Origin of the sequence: Nocardia tenerifensis NBRC 101015 (assembly GCF_000308715.1) — a bacterium.
GTDB lineage: Bacteria > Actinomycetota > Actinomycetes > Mycobacteriales > Mycobacteriaceae > Nocardia > Nocardia tenerifensis.
In genome coordinates, this window is the sequence record NZ_BAGH01000605.1 from 1 (window position 1) to 16,706 (window position 16,706).

Genomic DNA, 16,706 nt, shown 5'->3' on the forward strand with positions numbered 1-16,706 from the left:
GAAATCGAGGAGGCCCTCGACTTTTGTAGGATGGTGGGCATGACCAAACCGCTGCGCCGCGACGCGGCCCGCAATCGCGAGAAGCTGTTGCGCGAGGCGGCGGACGTGTTCACCGCCCAGGGGCTGGACGGCTCGCTGGAGGAGATCGCGCGGCGGGCCGGCGTCAGCATCGGCACGCTCTACAACCACTTCCCGCACCGCGACGCGCTCATCGAGGCGCTGCTGCCGCCGCGACTGGCGGCCATGGACGAGTTCGCCGCTCGCGCCGCGGCCGAACCGGACCCGTGGACGGCGTTCAGCGGATTCCTCGAGCAACTGCTCGAGCAGATGACCGCCGACCGCGGCCTGCTCGAGGCGTTCACCCGCGACCACCCCGCCGCCGCCCAGCTGACCGAGGCGTGTCACCGCGGCCTGTCGCATCTGTCGACCCTGCTGGATCGCGCTCGCCGGGCGGGCGCCGTGCGCGCCGACGCCACCGACGACGACGTGGTGCATCTGGTGTGGGCCCTGTCGCTGCTCGGCGAGGCGACCGGCTCCCCCGCATGGCGGCGCTCGCTGGAGCTGGTCCTCGACGGCCTGCGTCCCACCCACCGATCCGACCGATAGGAACGACACGTGCCATTCGCCAAGGCAGCCAACGGAGTTCGCCTCGCCTACCAGACGGCGGGCAGGGGCCCCGCGCTCGTGCTGCTCGCCGGCCAGGCCAACAACCATCACTGGTGGGACGGCATTCGCGAGGACTTCGAGTCGCGCTACCAGACCGTCACCCTCGACTGGCGCGGCACCGGGGACAGCGACAAGCCCGACGAGCCTTACAGCACAACCGGTTTCGCCGACGATGTGATCGCGGTGCTCGACGATCTCGGCGTCGATCGGGCCGCGGTGTACGGCACGTCCATGGGCGGCCGGGTCGCGCAGTGGCTCGGCGCGCGCCATGCCGAACGAGTGCGCGCCCTGATCCTCGGCTGCACCTCCCCCGGCGGCAGACACGGCATCGAACGCGGGCCGGAGATACGGCAGTCCCTCATCGACCCCGACCCGGCCACGGCGCGGCAGGCCCTGCTGGAACTGATGTACACCCCGGAGTGGTTGGCGCACAACGCCGGTCCGTTCCACACCCTCGGCGACCCGGACATGCCCGCCTACGCCAAACGCCGCCACCTCATGGCCAGCAACCGGCACGACGCCTGGGATGCGCTGCCGGACATCGCGTCTCCCACCTTGATCGTGCACGGCACCGAGGACCGGTTCAACCCGGCGGCGAACGCGCCGCTGCTCGCCGAGCGCATCCCGGGCGCGCGCACCCGGCTGATCCCCGGCGCCCGGCACGCCTACTTCGAGGAGTTCCGGTCGGTCGCAGGCCCGCTGGTCCTGGACTTCCTCGACGAAACGCACCACTAGCCACCACCGAATTGGCGAATTCCCGCCAAAGGGTCTTGACGCGAACGACTTCCCGGGGTTAGTATTTCCCCAGAGGAAAACATTCGAAGTGGTTGTCACCTGAACCCGAAATTCGAATGCCTATTGTGCTGCGCCGATTCTGCGAGTAACTTGAGACGTTGCGCTGGCTGCCTCCTGTCCGACCCCCTCACAAACCTCATCTCGTGCATCACCACCGAAACGTGGTGAGCCTTCTTGCGGTGTGCGGAGTTTCGTTCGGTAGGTGACCACCCGCAATTCATCAGCAGTGTGAGGTCGCGGAAGGACGCACCGTGTCAGTCTCGTCCCAAAAAGTCACCACTACAGCCCAGGAAGTCGCCCCTATCCCGGGCGCCCCGAAGCGGGTGTCCTTCGCCAGAATTCGTGAACCCCTCGACGTGCCGGGCCTGCTCGACGTGCAGACCGACTCGTTCGAGTGGTTGATCGGCGCACCGCAGTGGCAGGCCCGCGCCGCCGCGCGCGGCGAGAGCGGCAGGGCGGGCGGCCTCGAAGAGGTGCTCGCCGAGCTGTCCCCCATCGAAGACTTCGCGGGCACCATGTCGCTGTCCCTGTCCGATCCTCGGTTCGAAGAGGTCAAGGCCTCGATCGACGAGTGCAAAGACAAGGACATGACCTACGCGGCGCCGCTGTTCGTCACCGCGGAGTTCATCAACAACAACACCGGTGAGATCAAGAGCCAGACGGTCTTCATGGGAGATTTCCCGATGATGACCGACAAGGGCACCTTCATCATCAACGGCACCGAACGCGTCGTCGTCGCCCAGTTGGTTCGCTCCCCCGGCGTCTACTTCGATCAGTCCGTCGACAAGACCACCGAGAAGGATCTCTACAGCGCGCGCGTCATTCCGTCGCGCGGCGCGTGGCTCGAGTTCGACATCGACAAGCGCGACACCGTCGGCGTCCGCATCGACCGCAAGCGGCGTCAGCCAGTGACCGTGCTGCTCAAGGCCTTCGGCTGGAGCGTCGAGCAGATCGCCGAGCGCTTCGGGTTCTCCGAGATCATGATGTCGACCCTGGAGAAGGACCACACGGCAGGCCCCGACGAGGCGCTGCTCGACATCTACCGCAAGCTGCGCCCCGGCGAGCCGCCGACCAAGGAGTCCGCGCAGAACCTCCTGGAGAACCTGTTCTTCAAGGAGAAGCGCTACGACCTGGCGCGCGTCGGCCGCTACAAGATCAACAAGAAGCTGGGTCTGCAGATCGACTCCGCCACGCTGACCGAGGCGGATCTCGTCGCGATCATCGAGTACCTGGCGCACCTGCACCGCGGCGACAAGACCATGACCGCCGAGGGCGGGGCCGAGGTCCCGGTGGGCGTCGACGACATCGACCACTTCGGCAATCGCCGCGTCCGCACCGTCGGCGAGCTGATCCAGAACCAGCTCCGCATCGGCCTGTCGCGGATGGAGCGCGTGGTCCGCGAGCGGATGACCACCCAGGACATCGAGGCGATCACGCCGCAGACGCTGATCAACATCCGCCCGGTCAGCGCCTCCATCAAAGAGTTCTTCGGCACCTCGCAGCTGTCGCAGTTCATGATGCAGGACAACCCGCTCGCCGGCCTCACCCACAAGCGCCGGCTCTCCGCGCTCGGCCCCGGCGGCCTGTCCCGGGAACGCGCCAGCATCGAGGTCCGCGATATCCACTTCAGCCATTACGGGCGGATGTGCCCGATCGAGACGCCGGAAGGCCCGAGCATCGGCCTGATCGGCTACCTCTCGGTGTTCGCGCGGGTCAACCCGTTCGGGTTCATCGAGACGCCGTACCGCACCGTGGTCGACGGCCGGGTCACCGACGAGGTGGTCTACATGACCGCCGACGAGGAGGAGCGGTATATCCGCGCCCAGGCCAACTCGCCGGTCGACGCCGAGGGGCGGCTGCTGGAGAGCAAGGTCCTCGCCCGGCGCTTCGGCGACGAGGTCGAGTTCGTCTCGCCCGACGAGGTCGACCTGATGGATGTCTCGCCGCGCCAGATGGTCTCGGTGGCCAGCGCGATGATCCCGTTCCTCGAGCACGACGACGCCAACCGCGCCCTGATGGGCGCGAACATGCAGCGCCAGGCCGTGCCGCTGATCCGCTCCGAGGCTCCCGTCGTGGGCACCGGCATGGAGCTGCGCGCGGCCATCGACGCGGGCGATATCGTGGTCAACGAGAAAGCCGGTGTGGTGGAAGAGGTTTCGGCCGACTTCATCACGGTGATGGCCGACGACGGCGGCCGCAAGAGTTACCGTCTGCGCAAGTTCGCCCGGTCGAATCAGGGCAACTGCTTCAACCAGAAGCCGATCGTCGACGAAGGTGTGCGGGTGGCGGCGGGGCAGGTCCTGGCCGACGGCCCCTGCACCGAGAACGGTGAGATGGCGCTGGGCAAGAATTTGCTCGTCGCGATCATGCCGTGGGAGGGCCACAACTACGAGGACGCGATCATCCTGTCGCAGCGCCTCGTGGAGGAGGACGTCCTCACCTCGATCCACATCGAGGAGCACGAAATCGACGCGCGGGACACGAAATTGGGCGCGGAGGAGATCACCCGCGATATTCCGAACGTCTCCGACGACGTGCTGGCCGACCTCGATGAGCGCGGAATCATCCGGATCGGCGCGGAGGTTCGCGACGGCGACATCCTGGTCGGCAAGGTCACCCCGAAGGGCGAGACCGAGCTGACTCCCGAAGAACGTTTGCTGCGAGCGATTTTCGGGGAGAAGGCGCGCGAGGTGCGCGACACCTCGCTCAAGGTCCCGCACGGTCAGTCCGGCAAAGTGATCGGCATCCGGGTCTTCTCGCGCGAGGACGACGACGACCTGTCGCCGGGCGTGAACGAGCTGGTGCGCGTGTACGTGGCGCAGAAGCGCAAGATCCAGGACGGCGACAAGCTCGCAGGCCGCCACGGCAACAAGGGTGTCATCGGCAAGATCCTGCCGACCGAGGACATGCCCTTCATGCCGGACGGCACCCCGGTCGACATCATCCTCAACACCCACGGCGTGCCGCGTCGGATGAACATCGGCCAGATCCTGGAGACCCACCTCGGGTGGATCGGCAAGGCCGGCTGGAAGGTCGAGGGCTCGCCCGACTGGGCGGCGACGCTACCGGAGGAGCTGCTCTCCGCGCCCGCCGACAGCAATATCGCGACCCCGGTGTTCGACGGCGCGCGCGACGAGGAACTTACCGGGTTGCTCGGGTCCACGCTGCCCAACCGCGACGGCGAGACCATGGTCGGCGCGGACGGCAAGGCGACGCTGTTCGACGGCCGCTCCGGCGAGCCGTTCCCCTACCCGGTCGCGGTCGGCTACATGTACATCCTGAAGCTGCACCACCTGGTCGACGACAAGATCCACGCCCGTTCGACCGGCCCGTACTCGATGATCACCCAGCAGCCGCTCGGTGGTAAGGCGCAGTTCGGTGGTCAGCGCTTCGGCGAGATGGAGTGCTGGGCCATGCAGGCCTACGGCGCGGCCTACACGCTGCAGGAACTGCTGACGATCAAGTCCGACGACATCGTCGGGCGCGTCAAGGTCTACGAGGCGATCGTCAAGGGCGAGAACATTCCGGAGCCGGGCATTCCGGAGTCGTTCAAGGTGCTCCTCAAGGAACTCCAGTCGCTGTGCCTCAACGTCGAGGTGCTGTCCTCCGACGGCGCCGCGATCGAGATGCGCGACGGCGACGACGAGGACCTCGACCGCGCCGCGGCGAACCTGGGCATCAACCTGTCCAGGAACGAGTCGGCGACGATCGACGACCTGTCCAGCTGAGTCCGCGTGCGCCGAGATCGTCTGCCGGGCAGTCGATCTCGGCGCACACTCGGTCACACGTGTACCGCCGCCACGGCGTCGGCCAGCTCCGGGTTCTTCGGCTTGGTGCGCGGCAGGAAGAACGCCGGCACCAGGGTGAGCACGATCAGCACCAGCGCCACGATGTAGGTGTGACTGAAAGCCGTTGCGGCCTGGCTCAATCCGACCTCCACCACGCCGGGCGGCACCTTGCTCGCGAACTCCGGACTGACGTTGGCCGCGATCGCCGGCTTGGCGAACTCCTGGTTGTTCAGGAAGTTGGTCAGCACCACCGAGATGGTCGCGGTGCCGATGGAGCCCGCGGTCTGGTTGACGATGTTCATCAGCGTCGAGCCGCGCGCGACCTGCTGATGGCTCAGAGTCTGGATGGCCGCGGTCATGATCGGCATCATCGTGCAGCCCATGCCGAGGCCCATCACGAACAGCGCGCCGAGCATGGCCGGGTACGGGGTGTCCACGGCGAGCCGGGTGAAGAACACCGTGCTGAGCGCGATCAGCGTGATGCCGACGAGCACGATCTTGCCGGGGCCGATCTTGTCGACCAGCTTGCCCGCGATGGGCATGGTGATCATCGCGCCCAAACCCTGCGGGATGAGCAGCAATCCGGCGGTCAGCGCCGATTCACCGCGGACCTGCTGCAGGTAGGTCGGCAGCAGTAGGGCGCCGCCGAAGAACGCGATGGCGAACAACACCATGGTGAGGACCGCGGTGGTCAGCACGCGATTGCGGAACAGCCGCAGATCGATCAGCGGGTGTTCGGTGCGCAGCGCGTGGAAGACGAACGCGACCATGAGCACGGCGCCGATGATCGCGGGCAGCAGCACCTTCGTCGCGAGCACCGTGCCCTCGCCCGGAATGGAGGACACGCCGTAGAGGAACAGTGCCAGGCCGGGCGAGGCGAGCAGCATGCCGAGGAAGTCGAACGACTCGGTCGGCTCCGGCTTGTCCGCGGGGAACACGATGTAGGCCAAGACGAGCGCGATGGCGCCGATCGGCAGGTTGATCAGGAAGATCCACTGCCAGTGGAACTCGATCAGCCAGCCGCCGAGGATGGGGCCGCAGATCGGGCCGAGCAGCATCGGCACGCCGAGCACCGCCATCACCCGGCCGACGCGCTGCGGGCCGGCCGCGTGCGTCATGATCGTCATGCCCAGCGGCATGAGCATGCCGCCGCCGATGCCCTGGATCACGCGGAAAGCGATGAGCGACTCGATGTTCCACGCGGTGGCGCACAGCACCGAGCCGAGCACGAAGAACGTCAACGCCGCCATGTAGAGGCGTTTGGTGCCGAACCGGTCGGCCGCCCATCCGGTGAGCGGAATGACGGTGGCCAGCGCCAGCGTGTAGCCGGTGATCGTCCACGCCGCGATGGCGTAGCTGGTCTCGAATTCGGCCTGGAAGGTCGGGAGCGCGATATTGACGACGGTGATGTCGAGGATCGACATGATCGCGCCGAGCACGACCACGCCGGCCACCTTCAAGACCGCGGGGTCCAGTTTGTCGGCGGTCGGGTCAGGCGTCGTCGCCTGATTATCCGGAGGTTGAGTCACCGCTTCAGCGTTCCATCTCTTCGCCTCCTACACCAGCATTTTTGCTGGCAATTCGGCAGCACAATTTTCGAGCGCTGTTTTGGATTCGCGGTACTCCCGGTGCCCTCCGTGGTCACGCTCCGCTACCGCCTCCGGGCACGTCGCTCGCACCGCGGCGAGCGCGGCCGAGGTGGCGGCCTCGCTCGCGGGCAACAGCGGCAGCCGAACGGCCGGGCTGGGGATGCGGCCCTCGGCCGCGAGGACCGCCTTGATGACGGTCGGATTGGGCTCGGCGAACAGGGCGGTGGACAGCGCGGCGAGGCGGTGGCCGAGCGAGCGGGCCTGGTCGAGCGGGCCGTCGCGCCAGGCGGCGACGAGGGCGGCGAAGGCCGGGGTGGCCAGGGTCGCGGAGGCGAGGATGCCGCCCGCGGCGCCGAGGGCGAGCAGGGGCGCGAGGTAGAGGTCGTCGCCCGCTAGGACGGCGAAGTCGGCCGGGCGCGTGCGCATCAGCTCGATGGTCGTGTCGTCGACGCTGCCGACGGCGTGTTTGACGCCGACGATGTTCGGGTGTTCGGCGAGTCGGCGCAGCGTCTCCGCGCCGAGGGTGCGGCCCGTGCGATACGGAATGTTGTAGATGACCAGGGGCACGGGGCTCGCGTCGGCGAGGGCGCGGAAGTGGGCGAGCACGCCCGCCTCGGAGGGGCGCGTGTAGTACGGGACGACGGTGAGCGCCGCGGTGATGTGCGGGCTGAGGGCCGCGACCGCCTCGATCGAGTCGGCCGTGCAGTTGGAGCCGGCCCCAACGATCAAGGGGGCGTTGTGTTCTCGGCATGCCTCGGCGCAGATCTCCACCACGCGTGTGCGTTCCGCGGCGCTCAGCGTGGCGGTCTCGGCGGTGGTGCCGAGGGCGACGAGTCCGGTCGCGCCCTCGGTCAGGGCCGAGTGCGCCAGTCCGGACAACGCGTCGGCGGCCAGCCCGCCGTCGGCGGTGAACGGGGTGACGAGGGGGACGAATAAGCCTGCGAGCGTCATGACTACGAGCGTGACGCGATGGAATCGTCAGGTCCAGTTCACGTTTCTACAGTCGAGCATAAGATCTACTGATGCTCGATATCCGCAAGCTGCGGCTGCTGCGCGAGCTGGCGCATCGCGAGACCATCGCGGCGGTGGCCGACGCGCTCGCCTACACGCCCTCGGCCGTCTCGCAGCAGCTGAGCGCGCTCGAACGCGAGGCGGGCGTGCCGCTGCTCGAGCGGACCGGGCGCCGGGTCACCCTGACCCCGGCCGCGCGCACGCTGGTCGAGCACGCGGAGACCATCCTCGCGGTGCTCGAGCAGGCCGCCGCCGACCTGGCCACCTCGCGCGCCGAGCTGACCGGCACGCTGCGCATCGGGGCCTTCCCGACCGCGGTCCGCACGATCCTGTCCCCCGCGCTCGTCGCTTTGAGCCGGGACCACCCCGGGCTGGAACTGATGGTGACCGAGCTGGACCCGGCCACCGCGCCCGCCGCGCTGCGGGCCGAGACCCTGGACGTCGCGCTGGTGCAGGAGTACGACTACGTGCCCGTCGAGCCGGACCCCGCGCTGGACACCGAGCCGCTGCTCGAGGAGACCATCTATCTGGCAGCGCTTTCCGGCGCTCCCTTGGCGAGCCGACGCGAAACCTCCTGGATCGCGGGCACTCCGGACACCCTGTGCCACACCATGACCGTGCGCGCCTGTCAGGCAATGGGATTCACGCCGCGCATCCGGCATCACGCCGATGATTTCGGCACCGTGCTCGCGCTCGTCGCCGCGGGGCAGGGCGTCGCGCTCGTGCCGGAACTCGGCGCGCTGGACTGCCCGCCGGAGGTCACGCTCACGCCGCTGGCGACGCGGCGGCGGACGCTGCTGGCGTATCGGCGGGGTACGGGGGACCATCCTGCGGTGCAGGCGGCGCGGGCGGCGTTGCGCGCGTCGGTTGTTCAGCGTGGGCCGGTTACGTAGCGCGGGTCGGTCGCTCAGCGCGCGTCGGCCATCCAAACATGCGCCGGCCACCCAGTGTGCGTCGGTTGTTCAGCGCAGCAGGTAGCGGCTGGTGGGCACCACGTCGATGTCCCGGTCCGCGCCGAAGCTGCTGACGCTCCGCATCATTCGCTCGATACGGCGCGCGAGTTCGGCGTTGTCGCCCGCGCTGTCGTAGAAGGCGTGCGGGTCGGCCAGGGCCTCGATCGGGAACAGCTCCTCGACGATGGCCGCGACGTCCGGGGCGTCGTCGGTGAATCCTTCGAGCACGAGATTCTGGACGTAGCCGAAGGTTGCCTGGGTGGCGATGGCGACCTCGGTGTGCCGATCGCGCCAGCGGTGCAGCCATTCCTCGTGCGGGAGGTCGGCGGGTCTGCGTAGAAACGCCATATTGGCCAGGCCGGGGGCGCGCTCGCCGAGCGGGACCGAAGGCGGTTCGAGCGGGCGGGCCTCCTCGACGCGCCAGCCCGCGATCCGCGTCGCCACCGAGCCGAGGACATCGGCGACGGCGTCGGCCTCCCCTCGGCCCCGCGTCCACACGCTCACCACCGCCGCCACCGGCTCGTCGAAGGCGGTCAGCCGAAGCATCGCGTCGGCCACCGCCGCGTCGGCGATATTCGCCTGCACGGCAACGGCTCCGGCGTCGGCCAGCCGTGCCGTCAGCTCCTCGGCGAGCAGATCACCGATTCCCCACAGGGCGAACATCACCTTCATCGCGGCCACTTTCTGTAACAGGTTTCACCTCGGCGCAGCCTAGCCGGTCGGGGCGCGACATCGCGCTGAATATTCGCGGCCGCCTCGGGTAAACGGTCGGCACTGACCGAAGGCGGGTGGGCTGTGAAGACGATATCGACCGACATTCCGGCGCGACTGGATCGTTTGCCGTGGTCGCGCTGGCACTGGATGGTGGTGATCGGGCTCGGGTCCGTCTGGATCCTGGACGGGCTCGAGGTCACCGTCGTCGGCAGCGTGGCGAGCCGGCTCTCGGAGCCCGGCAGCGGCATAAGTATCACCGCCGCACAGGTTTCCGGGATCGCGGCGGCGATGTACGTCGCGGGGGCCGGGTGCGGCGCGCTGTTCTTCGGCTGGCTCACCGACAGATTCGGCCGCAAGAAGCTGTTCCTGATCACCCTGGCGGTGTATCTGTTCGCGACGGCGATGACCGCGCTGTCGTTCTCGATGTGGTGGTTCATCCTGTTCCGCTTCCTCACCGGCTTCGGCATCGGCGGCGAGTACGCGGCGATCAACTCCGCGATCGATGAGCTCATTCCGCGAAAGTATCGGGGGCGCATCGACATCGTGATCAACGGGACGTTCTGGCTCGGCGCCGTCGGCGGTTCGCTGCTGTCCATCCTGGCGTTGAACACCAACCTGTTCCCCGCGAACATCGGCTGGCGCTTGACCTTCGCGCTCGGCGCCGTGTTCGGCCTGATCATTCTCGTTGTGCGCAGGCATGTTCCGGAGAGCCCGCGGTGGATGTTCATCCACGAACGCGAGGACGGCGCCGAGCAGATCGTCGACGACATCGAGCGGCAGGTGCGCGAGGACACCGGCCGGGAACTCGAGGACGTGTCGGATCAGCGGATCGAGATCCATCAGCGGCGCACCATCAGCTTCCGCGAGATCGCCGAGGTGATGGTGAAGCACTATCCGCGCCGCGGCGTGCTCGGGCTGTCGCTGTTCATCGGGCAGGCGTTCCTGTACAACGCCATCACGTTCAATTACGCGCTCATCCTGTCGAAGTCGTTCCATGTGGCCGACGATCGGGTCGGCTACTACTTCGCGGTGATCTGTTTCGGCAATTTCCTCGGGCCGCTGCTGCTCGGCAAGCTGTTCGACACGATCGGGCGCAAGCCGATGAACACCGGCTGCTACATCGGGTCCGCGCTGCTGTTGTTCGGCACGGCATGGCTTTTCGCGGCCGGGGCGCTGTCCGCGGTGACACTGACCGCGTGCTGGACCGCGGTGCTGTTCGTCGCCTCGTGCGGCGCCAGCGCGGCGTATCTGACCGTGAGCGAGATCTTTCCGATGGAGACCCGCGCCATGGCCATCGCGTTCTTCTACGCCATCGGCACCGTCGCGGGCGGCGTGACCGGGCCGATGGTGTTCTCCAAGCTGGCCGCCGACGGCGATCCGGGCAAGACCGCGCTCGCCTTCGCCATCGGGGCCGCCGCGATGTTCGCCGCCGGGCTCGTCGAGCTGGCGTACGGCGTACGGGCGGAGGGTCGTTCGCTCGAGGACATCGCGAAACCGTTGAGCGCGACCGCGGCATAGGAGAGCCCACGCCTGCCTCGCCGACGAGCTGTCGGTGTGCGCGGGTAATCTATTCGACCGGAACGCGCTGCCCCAGACCCCGCCAGCCGACCGTTTTCGTGCATCTGACATCGGTCTAGGTTGGAGAGGGGCAGGTTGTTGGATCAGTCTGTGGATGTTCCCGGCGTCGAGCGGGGAGGCGATATACCCGAGTCGCCGGTCGGAGGCGATGTGGTTCGGCCGGTCGCGGAGGTACTCGGCTCGGGTCGGGCGCAGAGCGCGGGCACCTTTCGCTTCTGGCTCGCCGACCAGCGCTGGGAATGGTCCGACGAGGTCGCGCTCATCCACGGTTACCAGCCCGGGTCGATCCGCCCGTCCACCGAATTACTGCTGTCGCACAAACATCCCGAGGACCGCGAGCAGGTGGCGAACACCATCGCCAGAACCGTCGAGACCGGCGAGCCGTTCTGCAGTCGCCACCGGATCATCGACACCAAGGGGCGCCTGCACCACGTGCTGGTCGTCGGCGACGGCATGGTCGACGACGACGGCAGAGTGGTCGGCACCTCGGGGTATTACGTCGACATCACCGACGCGCTTGCCGAGGATCGGCGCCAGACCCTCGACGGCGCCCTGCCCGAGCTGTACTCCGCCCGTGCGGCGATCGAACAGGCCAAGGGCATCCTGATGCTCGTCTACGGGATCAATGCAGACCAGGCCTTCCGTGTTCTGAGCTGGCGGTCTCAGGAGACCGGGACGAAGCTGCGCTCCCTGGCAAACCAGATCGTCTCCGAGATAACCACTCTGGACGGCCCGATGGTCGAGCTGCGCACCCGCTTCGATCATCTCTTGCTCACCGTCCACGAGCGTCTCTGAGACGCGAAATCCGCACTCCTTGTTCAAGGAGCGCGGATTCCGGAAGATGTTGCGGCGCTGGGCCGTTCAGCGCGGGCGGGCGGCGAGGATCTCGGCCGGGCCGACGGTGCGGTCGACCACGGCGCGCGCCAGCTCGGGCAGGCGAATGCGGCTGCGGCGGGCGTGGGCGCGCAGAATCTCGAACGCGGCGTCGGGATCGAGGTCGCCGTGCGCGGCGAGCATGCCCTTGGCCTGCTCGATGACGATGCGACTCTCCAGGGCCGACTGCAATTGACCGTTGACCGCCTTGTGGTCGGCGAGCATGCGGGCCTGCAGAATGGCGATGCTGGCGATATCGGCGAGCGCCTGGCCGACCAGCAGGTCGTCCTCGGTCATGTGCTCCGCGCCGGTGCTGAACAGGTTCAGCGCGCCGACCCGGTCCGCGCGCAGGCGCAGCGGCAGCGCGTAGACCGATTGAAAGCCGTCCAGCAGAGCCTGTTTCGCGAACGCAGGCCACCGATCGCGGGCGGCCTCCAGATCCTCCACGACGACGCGCTCGCTGTCGCGGTAGGACTGCACGCACGGCCCGTCCTGGGCCTGGATCTGGAGCAACTCCAGCCACCGCGTCGCCTCGCTCGTCGACGCGAGCACCTTCAGCTCCCCGTCCTCGCGGGCCAATAGCACGGCGGCGGTATCGACGGGCAACAGATCGACCGCGCGATCCAGCAGCTGCTGCACCACGTCCACCGGGTCGTAGTCCTCCACCAGCGAGTCCGCCAACTGCACGAATGCCTCGACCAGTCGCCGCTCCCGACTCATCACCGTCGTCTCCTTCCAGGGCACCGGGGCCTCGAGGGCGCCCGGCATCTAAGGCCGGGAATGCCCGCACTGCTCGTCACCAATCGGCGCTCGCGGATGGAGCCTTGTCACATCGGGCATTTCGGGCAATCGATCGTGATCCCGCGCACGCTGGTTCGCGGCGCACCTCGATGCTCTGCCATCTCGTCCCCGAGGGCGTCACCGAACTCGACGCTGTCTTAACCGGCACGGAGGACGGTAAGACGGCGCAACTGGAAGTTGAGGAATGGGGCGAGCGACGCGCAGTAGCCCATACGTGGTCTGGCAGGAAACGCAATAGATGGTTTATTGACGCCAAGGCGGGGCGGAGCCAGCATGGGTGGATGCCGAACACCACCCGACTCGTTCAGCTGGTGGTGTTCGAGGGTTTCCAACTGCTGGACCTGTCCGGTCCGGCCGATGTGTTCCATGCCGCGGCCCTGCTCGGCGGCGAGCCGCTCTACGAGGTGGAGGTGGTGGCCACCCGGCGCGGACCGGTGCGGGCGATGAGCGGGCTGGAGGTCAACGCCGCTCGCGCGCTCGGCGAGGCGGACGCGGTGGACACCCTGATCGTCACCGGCGGACTGACCAGCGGTGCGGCCACGGCGGATACCGTGCTGCGCGACGGGATTCGGGAGACCGCGAGCCGGGCGCGCCGGGTCGGCTCGGTGTGCTCGGGCACGTTCCTGCTGGCCGAGGCCGGGCTGCTCGACGGCCGCCGCGCCACCACGCACTGGGCCGGCAGCAGCGGGCTGATCGAGCGGTATCCCGGGATCCTGGTGGAGCCCGATCGCATCTACGTCCGCGACGGCGACATCTGGACCTCGGCCGGCGTCACCGCGGGCATCGACCTCGCGATCGCCATGGTGGCCGACGACCACGGCGCCGACCTCGCCCGCGAGGTGTCCCGGTGGCTGGTGGTCTACCTGCATCGCCCCGGCGGCCAGAGTCAGTTCAGCGCGCCGATCGCCGCGGGGCCGCCACGCCGGGAACCGTTGCGGGCGTTGCAGGTCTGGATCGAGGAGAACCTCGCGGCCGACCTCACCCTAGAGGCGCTGGCCAAGCAGGCCGACATGAGCACGCGCAACTTCTCGCGGGTCTTCGCCGCCGAGTTCGGCACGACACCGGCCCGCTACGTGGAGCTGGTGCGGCTCGCGGCGGCGCGGCGTCTGCTCGAGACCACCGACTATCCGTTGCACCGCGTGGGCACCACGGTCGGCTTGCCGCGGCCCGAGACGCTCTACCGGACGTTTCAGCGCCAGCTCGGCATCTCCCCCGGCGAGTATCGGGGACGCTTCGCCCGTCCCCGATCGTCCTGACTGGCCGAGATCGCAATAAAAGTGTCGTAGCGCCGAGGGGAACGCCGACGCACGATGGCACGGAGGACGACTCGACCTCCACCTGCGGCAGGACCGGCCGGACACCACAAGGGGTGCACTCCATGCAGATTGCCTTCGTCACCTATCCCGGAATGACTGCGCTCGACGCGATAGGCCCGTACGAGATCCTGCGCACGCTGCCCGACGCCGAGGTGCGGTTCGTGTGGCACGAGACCGGGCCGATCGCGACCGACTCCGAGGTGCTGCTGCTCGGCGTCACCCACACGCTCGCCGAGACACCCCGCCCCGACATCGTCGTGGTGCCGGGTTCGGGCACGGCGACGGCGACGACGGCACGGGACGAGGCGCTACTGGACTGGCTGCGGTCGGTGGAGAAGACCGCGACGTGGACGGTGTCGGTGTGCAGCGGCTCGGTGATCCTGGGGGCGGCCGGTCTGCTGAATGGGAAAGACGCCACCTCGCACTGGCGCGCGCTGGACCTGCTCCGGCCCTTCGGCGCGCGGCCGCGGCCCGACGAGCGGGTGGTCCGTGTGGGGCACATCGTCACCGCGGCGGGCGTGTCGGCCGGGATCGACCTCGGGCTGTTCCTCACTGGCGAGATCGCGGGCAGGGAGTACGCGGAGGCCGTTCAGTTGTCCATCGAGTACGACCCGCAGCCGCCGTTCGATTCGGGGCATACGAGCAAGGCCACGACGGCGACCAAGGCGCGGGCGCACAAGATCATGATGCGGCACGGGATGTTCCGGCCTGCCGAGCTGTCCGCCGGTACCCGATTGCTGTGGGACGCGTCGCTTGATCGACTGCGGCAGAAGGGGTTTCAGCGTCACCGCGCTCGCGCCGGCTCGTGATCCCGGCGCCGGCGTGCTGTCCGTTCCCGCCGATTTCCGCCTGAGATCTTTTACTGCTTTCTTCTGCCGCTGACTCGTCGGTGAATTGCTCCCGCATGGCTAAGCTGGTTGCCGGCCCATGTCGCGCTGGTGATCCGATCGGAGAAGGGTGAGCATGATGGGTTCGACGACGGGGAATTCCACGACCGAACCACGCGCGGCGGGTGAATACGCCCTCGTCGAACCTCCGGACGAAGAGATCCGGGTGCTCGCGCTGAATACGTGGCACAGCGGCAGCAAGGTCGCCGGCGGCGTCGAGCTGCTCGCCGATCTCGTCCTCGCGACGCGGTCCTCGGTCGTGCTGCTCTCGGAGGCGACCGAGGCGACCACCACCGTCGCCGCCGAACTCGCGCGGCGAGGGCACGAGTACAACGCCGTGCCGTCGCACGACACCGGCGTCCTGTCGGTGTTCCCGATCGAGGACAGCGCGGATCTGCGCTGGATGGTCAAGGCGCGCTTGAACATCCACGGCAGGCGACTCACGGTCTACTCCGCGCACCTGGAGTTCCGTTGGTACGCCTCGAATCTGCCGCGCGGCTACGGACCCGGCACACCCGCGCCGGGCGAGTTCTCCGAGTACGGTTTCGAGAAGCTGCCCGGCGGGCCGGTCACCGAGCACGCGGCGATCCAGCGCGTGAACGCGGCCTCGGGCAGGCCGGACGTCATCAGCACCTTCCTCGCCGACGCGAAAGCCGAACTGGCGGAAGGGGCCTCGGTCATCATGGGCGGCGACCTGAACGAGCCGTCGCTGCTCGATTGGACGTCCGCGACCGCGAAGATGTTCGACCACAACGGCGTCGTGGTGCCGTGGGAGACCACCCGACGCCTGCACGAGGCCGGCTTCACCGACGCCTACCGAGCGATATACCCCGACCCCGCAACCCATCCCGGACTCACCTGGCCCTCCGACAACCCCGAGGTGGACGTCGCCGACCTCGCCTGGGCCCCCGAAGCCGACGAACGGGACCGCGTCGACTACATCTTCACCAACGCCCCCGCCCTACACCTCACCGACGTCGGCATCGTCGGACCCCGCGGCTCCATCGTCCGGGGCACCCGGCAGGAGGACATCACCGAGGACCATTTCGCCGCCACACCCCCGCGCTGGGGCAGCGACCACAAAGGCATTCTCGCCACCTATCGACTCGCCGACTAGTCAATTCCGCGCGGCGCGAATACGGGCGCTCTGCCGATGGGATTTGTTGTGGGTGCCGCACTGCGCCATGCTGCACCAGCGGCGTGAATTGTTCTTGGACGTGTCGTAGAAAAGCCAGCCGCAGGATCCGTCGTGCCCGGGGCATTGGCGAATGCGCTCGAACGAGCCTTGCCGCAGCAGATCTACCGCGGACAGCACGATCGGGCCGAGCGCCGCCGCGACGGTGATCCCGGGCCAGGTCAGCTCGGCTCGGCGGGGTTCGACGCGCAGCACGGCGTCGCGCAGCAGGGCGGTGTGGCTCGCGAGAATCGTGGCGACATCGTCCGGGTGGGGGTCGCGCGACGCGGCGACGGCGGCGAAGGTTCGATAGATCGCCTCGCGAACATCGAGGCAGTACGCGAAGGTGATCGGCCCGGTGTCACGCTCCAGCGCGGCCACGCTGTGCGGGGCGATGAGGTCGGCGTCCGCACACCAGCGCAGGAAATCCCGCATGCTGCCGAGAAAATCCGCCGAGCTCTTGTCCGGACGCGAATAGCGAGGTCCCACGGTATTCGCGAAGTCCAGGCACAACTGTCCCCCTATTCTTTCCAGCTCCATCGGAGTACTCCTGCCGGATTC

At 68.2% G+C, this 16,706-nt stretch carries 14 protein-coding genes; 9 read left to right on the top strand and 5 right to left on the bottom strand.

All coding sequences use genetic code 11. The annotated features are described in order from the left end of the window. The first annotated feature begins 39 nt into the window (after nucleotides 1-39). The 3 genes from ON39_RS42260 to rpoB all read left to right on the top strand — a co-directional run bounded on the left by ON39_RS42260 (nucleotide 40) and on the right by rpoB (nucleotide 5,189). Nucleotides 40-606: a TetR/AcrR family transcriptional regulator gene (locus ON39_RS42260; RefSeq protein WP_051187813.1), complete on the top strand. Its 567-nt coding sequence runs from the start codon at nucleotides 40-42 to the stop codon at nucleotides 604-606. 9 nt (nucleotides 607-615) lie between these two features. Then, entirely contained in the window at nucleotides 616-1,401 is a 786-nt protein-coding gene (locus ON39_RS42265) for an alpha/beta fold hydrolase (RefSeq protein ID WP_040742688.1), read from the top strand. 311 nt (nucleotides 1,402-1,712) lie between these two features. Beyond that, on the top strand, nucleotides 1,713-5,189 hold the full coding sequence (gene rpoB / locus ON39_RS42270) for a DNA-directed RNA polymerase subunit beta (RefSeq protein WP_040742689.1): 3,477 nt from the start codon (nucleotides 1,713-1,715) through the stop codon (nucleotides 5,187-5,189). Nucleotides 5,190-5,242: 53 nt separating this feature from the next. Here the strand turns inward: rpoB and ON39_RS42275 are convergent, their stop codons facing one another. After that, nucleotides 5,243-6,778, bottom strand: a complete 1,536-nt coding sequence (locus tag ON39_RS42275) for a DHA2 family efflux MFS transporter permease subunit (protein ID WP_040742690.1) — start codon at nucleotides 6,776-6,778, stop codon at nucleotides 5,243-5,245. Between the two features lie 27 nt (nucleotides 6,779-6,805). After that, nucleotides 6,806-7,789, bottom strand: a complete 984-nt coding sequence (gene dapA, locus ON39_RS42280) for a 4-hydroxy-tetrahydrodipicolinate synthase (RefSeq protein ID WP_083895037.1) — start codon at nucleotides 7,787-7,789, stop codon at nucleotides 6,806-6,808. 71 nt (nucleotides 7,790-7,860) lie between these two features. Between dapA and ON39_RS42285 the strand changes: the two genes are divergently transcribed. After that, on the top strand, nucleotides 7,861-8,742 hold the full coding sequence (locus ON39_RS42285; protein WP_040742691.1) for a LysR family transcriptional regulator: 882 nt from the start codon (nucleotides 7,861-7,863) through the stop codon (nucleotides 8,740-8,742). Between the two features lie 69 nt (nucleotides 8,743-8,811). Here ON39_RS42285 and ON39_RS42290 read toward each other — a convergent pair whose 3' ends face one another. Then, on the bottom strand, nucleotides 8,812-9,474 hold the full coding sequence (locus ON39_RS42290) for an EthD domain-containing protein (RefSeq protein ID WP_040742728.1): 663 nt from the start codon (nucleotides 9,472-9,474) through the stop codon (nucleotides 8,812-8,814). 123 nt (nucleotides 9,475-9,597) lie between these two features. Between ON39_RS42290 and ON39_RS42295 the strand changes: the two genes are divergently transcribed. Together ON39_RS42295 and ON39_RS42300 are read left to right on the top strand one after the other, a co-directional pair. Beyond that, a complete protein-coding gene (locus tag ON39_RS42295; protein WP_246003135.1) occupies nucleotides 9,598-11,034 on the top strand; it encodes an MFS transporter in 1,437 nt (478 codons plus the stop codon). 210 nt (nucleotides 11,035-11,244) lie between these two features. Continuing rightward, complete coding sequence (locus tag ON39_RS42300) at nucleotides 11,245-11,889, top strand: PAS and ANTAR domain-containing protein (protein ID WP_040742729.1); 645 nt, start codon at nucleotides 11,245-11,247, stop codon at nucleotides 11,887-11,889. A gap of 66 nt (nucleotides 11,890-11,955) precedes the next feature. Here ON39_RS42300 and ON39_RS42305 read toward each other — a convergent pair whose 3' ends face one another. Continuing rightward, on the bottom strand, nucleotides 11,956-12,687 hold the full coding sequence (locus ON39_RS42305) for a GAF and ANTAR domain-containing protein (protein WP_040742730.1): 732 nt from the start codon (nucleotides 12,685-12,687) through the stop codon (nucleotides 11,956-11,958). 362 nt (nucleotides 12,688-13,049) lie between these two features. On the opposite strand from ON39_RS42305, the gene ON39_RS42310 reads away from it, so the two are divergent. From ON39_RS42310 to ON39_RS42320, 3 genes are all read left to right on the top strand, one after another. After that, nucleotides 13,050-14,024, top strand: a complete 975-nt coding sequence (locus tag ON39_RS42310; RefSeq protein WP_040742693.1) for a GlxA family transcriptional regulator — start codon at nucleotides 13,050-13,052, stop codon at nucleotides 14,022-14,024. 122 nt (nucleotides 14,025-14,146) lie between these two features. Beyond that, nucleotides 14,147-14,893 carry a DJ-1/PfpI family protein gene (locus ON39_RS42315; RefSeq protein ID WP_040742731.1) on the top strand — a complete coding sequence of 249 codons (747 nt, stop codon included), beginning with the start codon at nucleotides 14,147-14,149 and terminating at the stop codon, nucleotides 14,891-14,893. 154 nt (nucleotides 14,894-15,047) lie between these two features. Beyond that, nucleotides 15,048-16,088: an endonuclease/exonuclease/phosphatase family protein gene (locus ON39_RS42320; protein ID WP_169335968.1), complete on the top strand. Its 1,041-nt coding sequence runs from the start codon at nucleotides 15,048-15,050 to the stop codon at nucleotides 16,086-16,088. Here the strand turns inward: ON39_RS42320 and ON39_RS42325 are convergent, their stop codons facing one another. Continuing rightward, the gene (locus tag ON39_RS42325; RefSeq protein WP_169335969.1) at nucleotides 16,089-16,685 is read right to left on the bottom strand and encodes a CGNR zinc finger domain-containing protein; all 597 of its coding nucleotides are present in this window, start codon (nucleotides 16,683-16,685) and stop codon (nucleotides 16,089-16,091) included. It abuts the gene before it with no gap. Between the last annotated feature and the right edge of the window lie 21 nt (nucleotides 16,686-16,706).

Coding starts and splice junctions, on each gene's coding strand:
- ON39_RS42260 (WP_051187813.1), top strand. CDS start 40: ATGACCAAACCGCTGCGCCGCGACGCGGCCCGCAATCGCGAGAAGCTG.
- dapA (WP_083895037.1), bottom strand. CDS start 7,789: ATGACGCTCGCAGGCTTATTCGTCCCCCTCGTCACCCCGTTCACCGCC.
- ON39_RS42285 (WP_040742691.1), top strand. CDS start 7,861: ATGCTCGATATCCGCAAGCTGCGGCTGCTGCGCGAGCTGGCGCATCGC.
- ON39_RS42290 (WP_040742728.1), bottom strand. CDS start 9,474: ATGAAGGTGATGTTCGCCCTGTGGGGAATCGGTGATCTGCTCGCCGAG.
- ON39_RS42305 (WP_040742730.1), bottom strand. CDS start 12,687: ATGAGTCGGGAGCGGCGACTGGTCGAGGCATTCGTGCAGTTGGCGGAC.
- ON39_RS42310 (WP_040742693.1), top strand. CDS start 13,050: ATGCCGAACACCACCCGACTCGTTCAGCTGGTGGTGTTCGAGGGTTTC.
- ON39_RS42315 (WP_040742731.1), top strand. CDS start 14,147: ATGCAGATTGCCTTCGTCACCTATCCCGGAATGACTGCGCTCGACGCG.
- ON39_RS42320 (WP_169335968.1), top strand. CDS start 15,048: ATGATGGGTTCGACGACGGGGAATTCCACGACCGAACCACGCGCGGCG.
- ON39_RS42325 (WP_169335969.1), bottom strand. CDS start 16,685: ATGGAGCTGGAAAGAATAGGGGGACAGTTGTGCCTGGACTTCGCGAAT.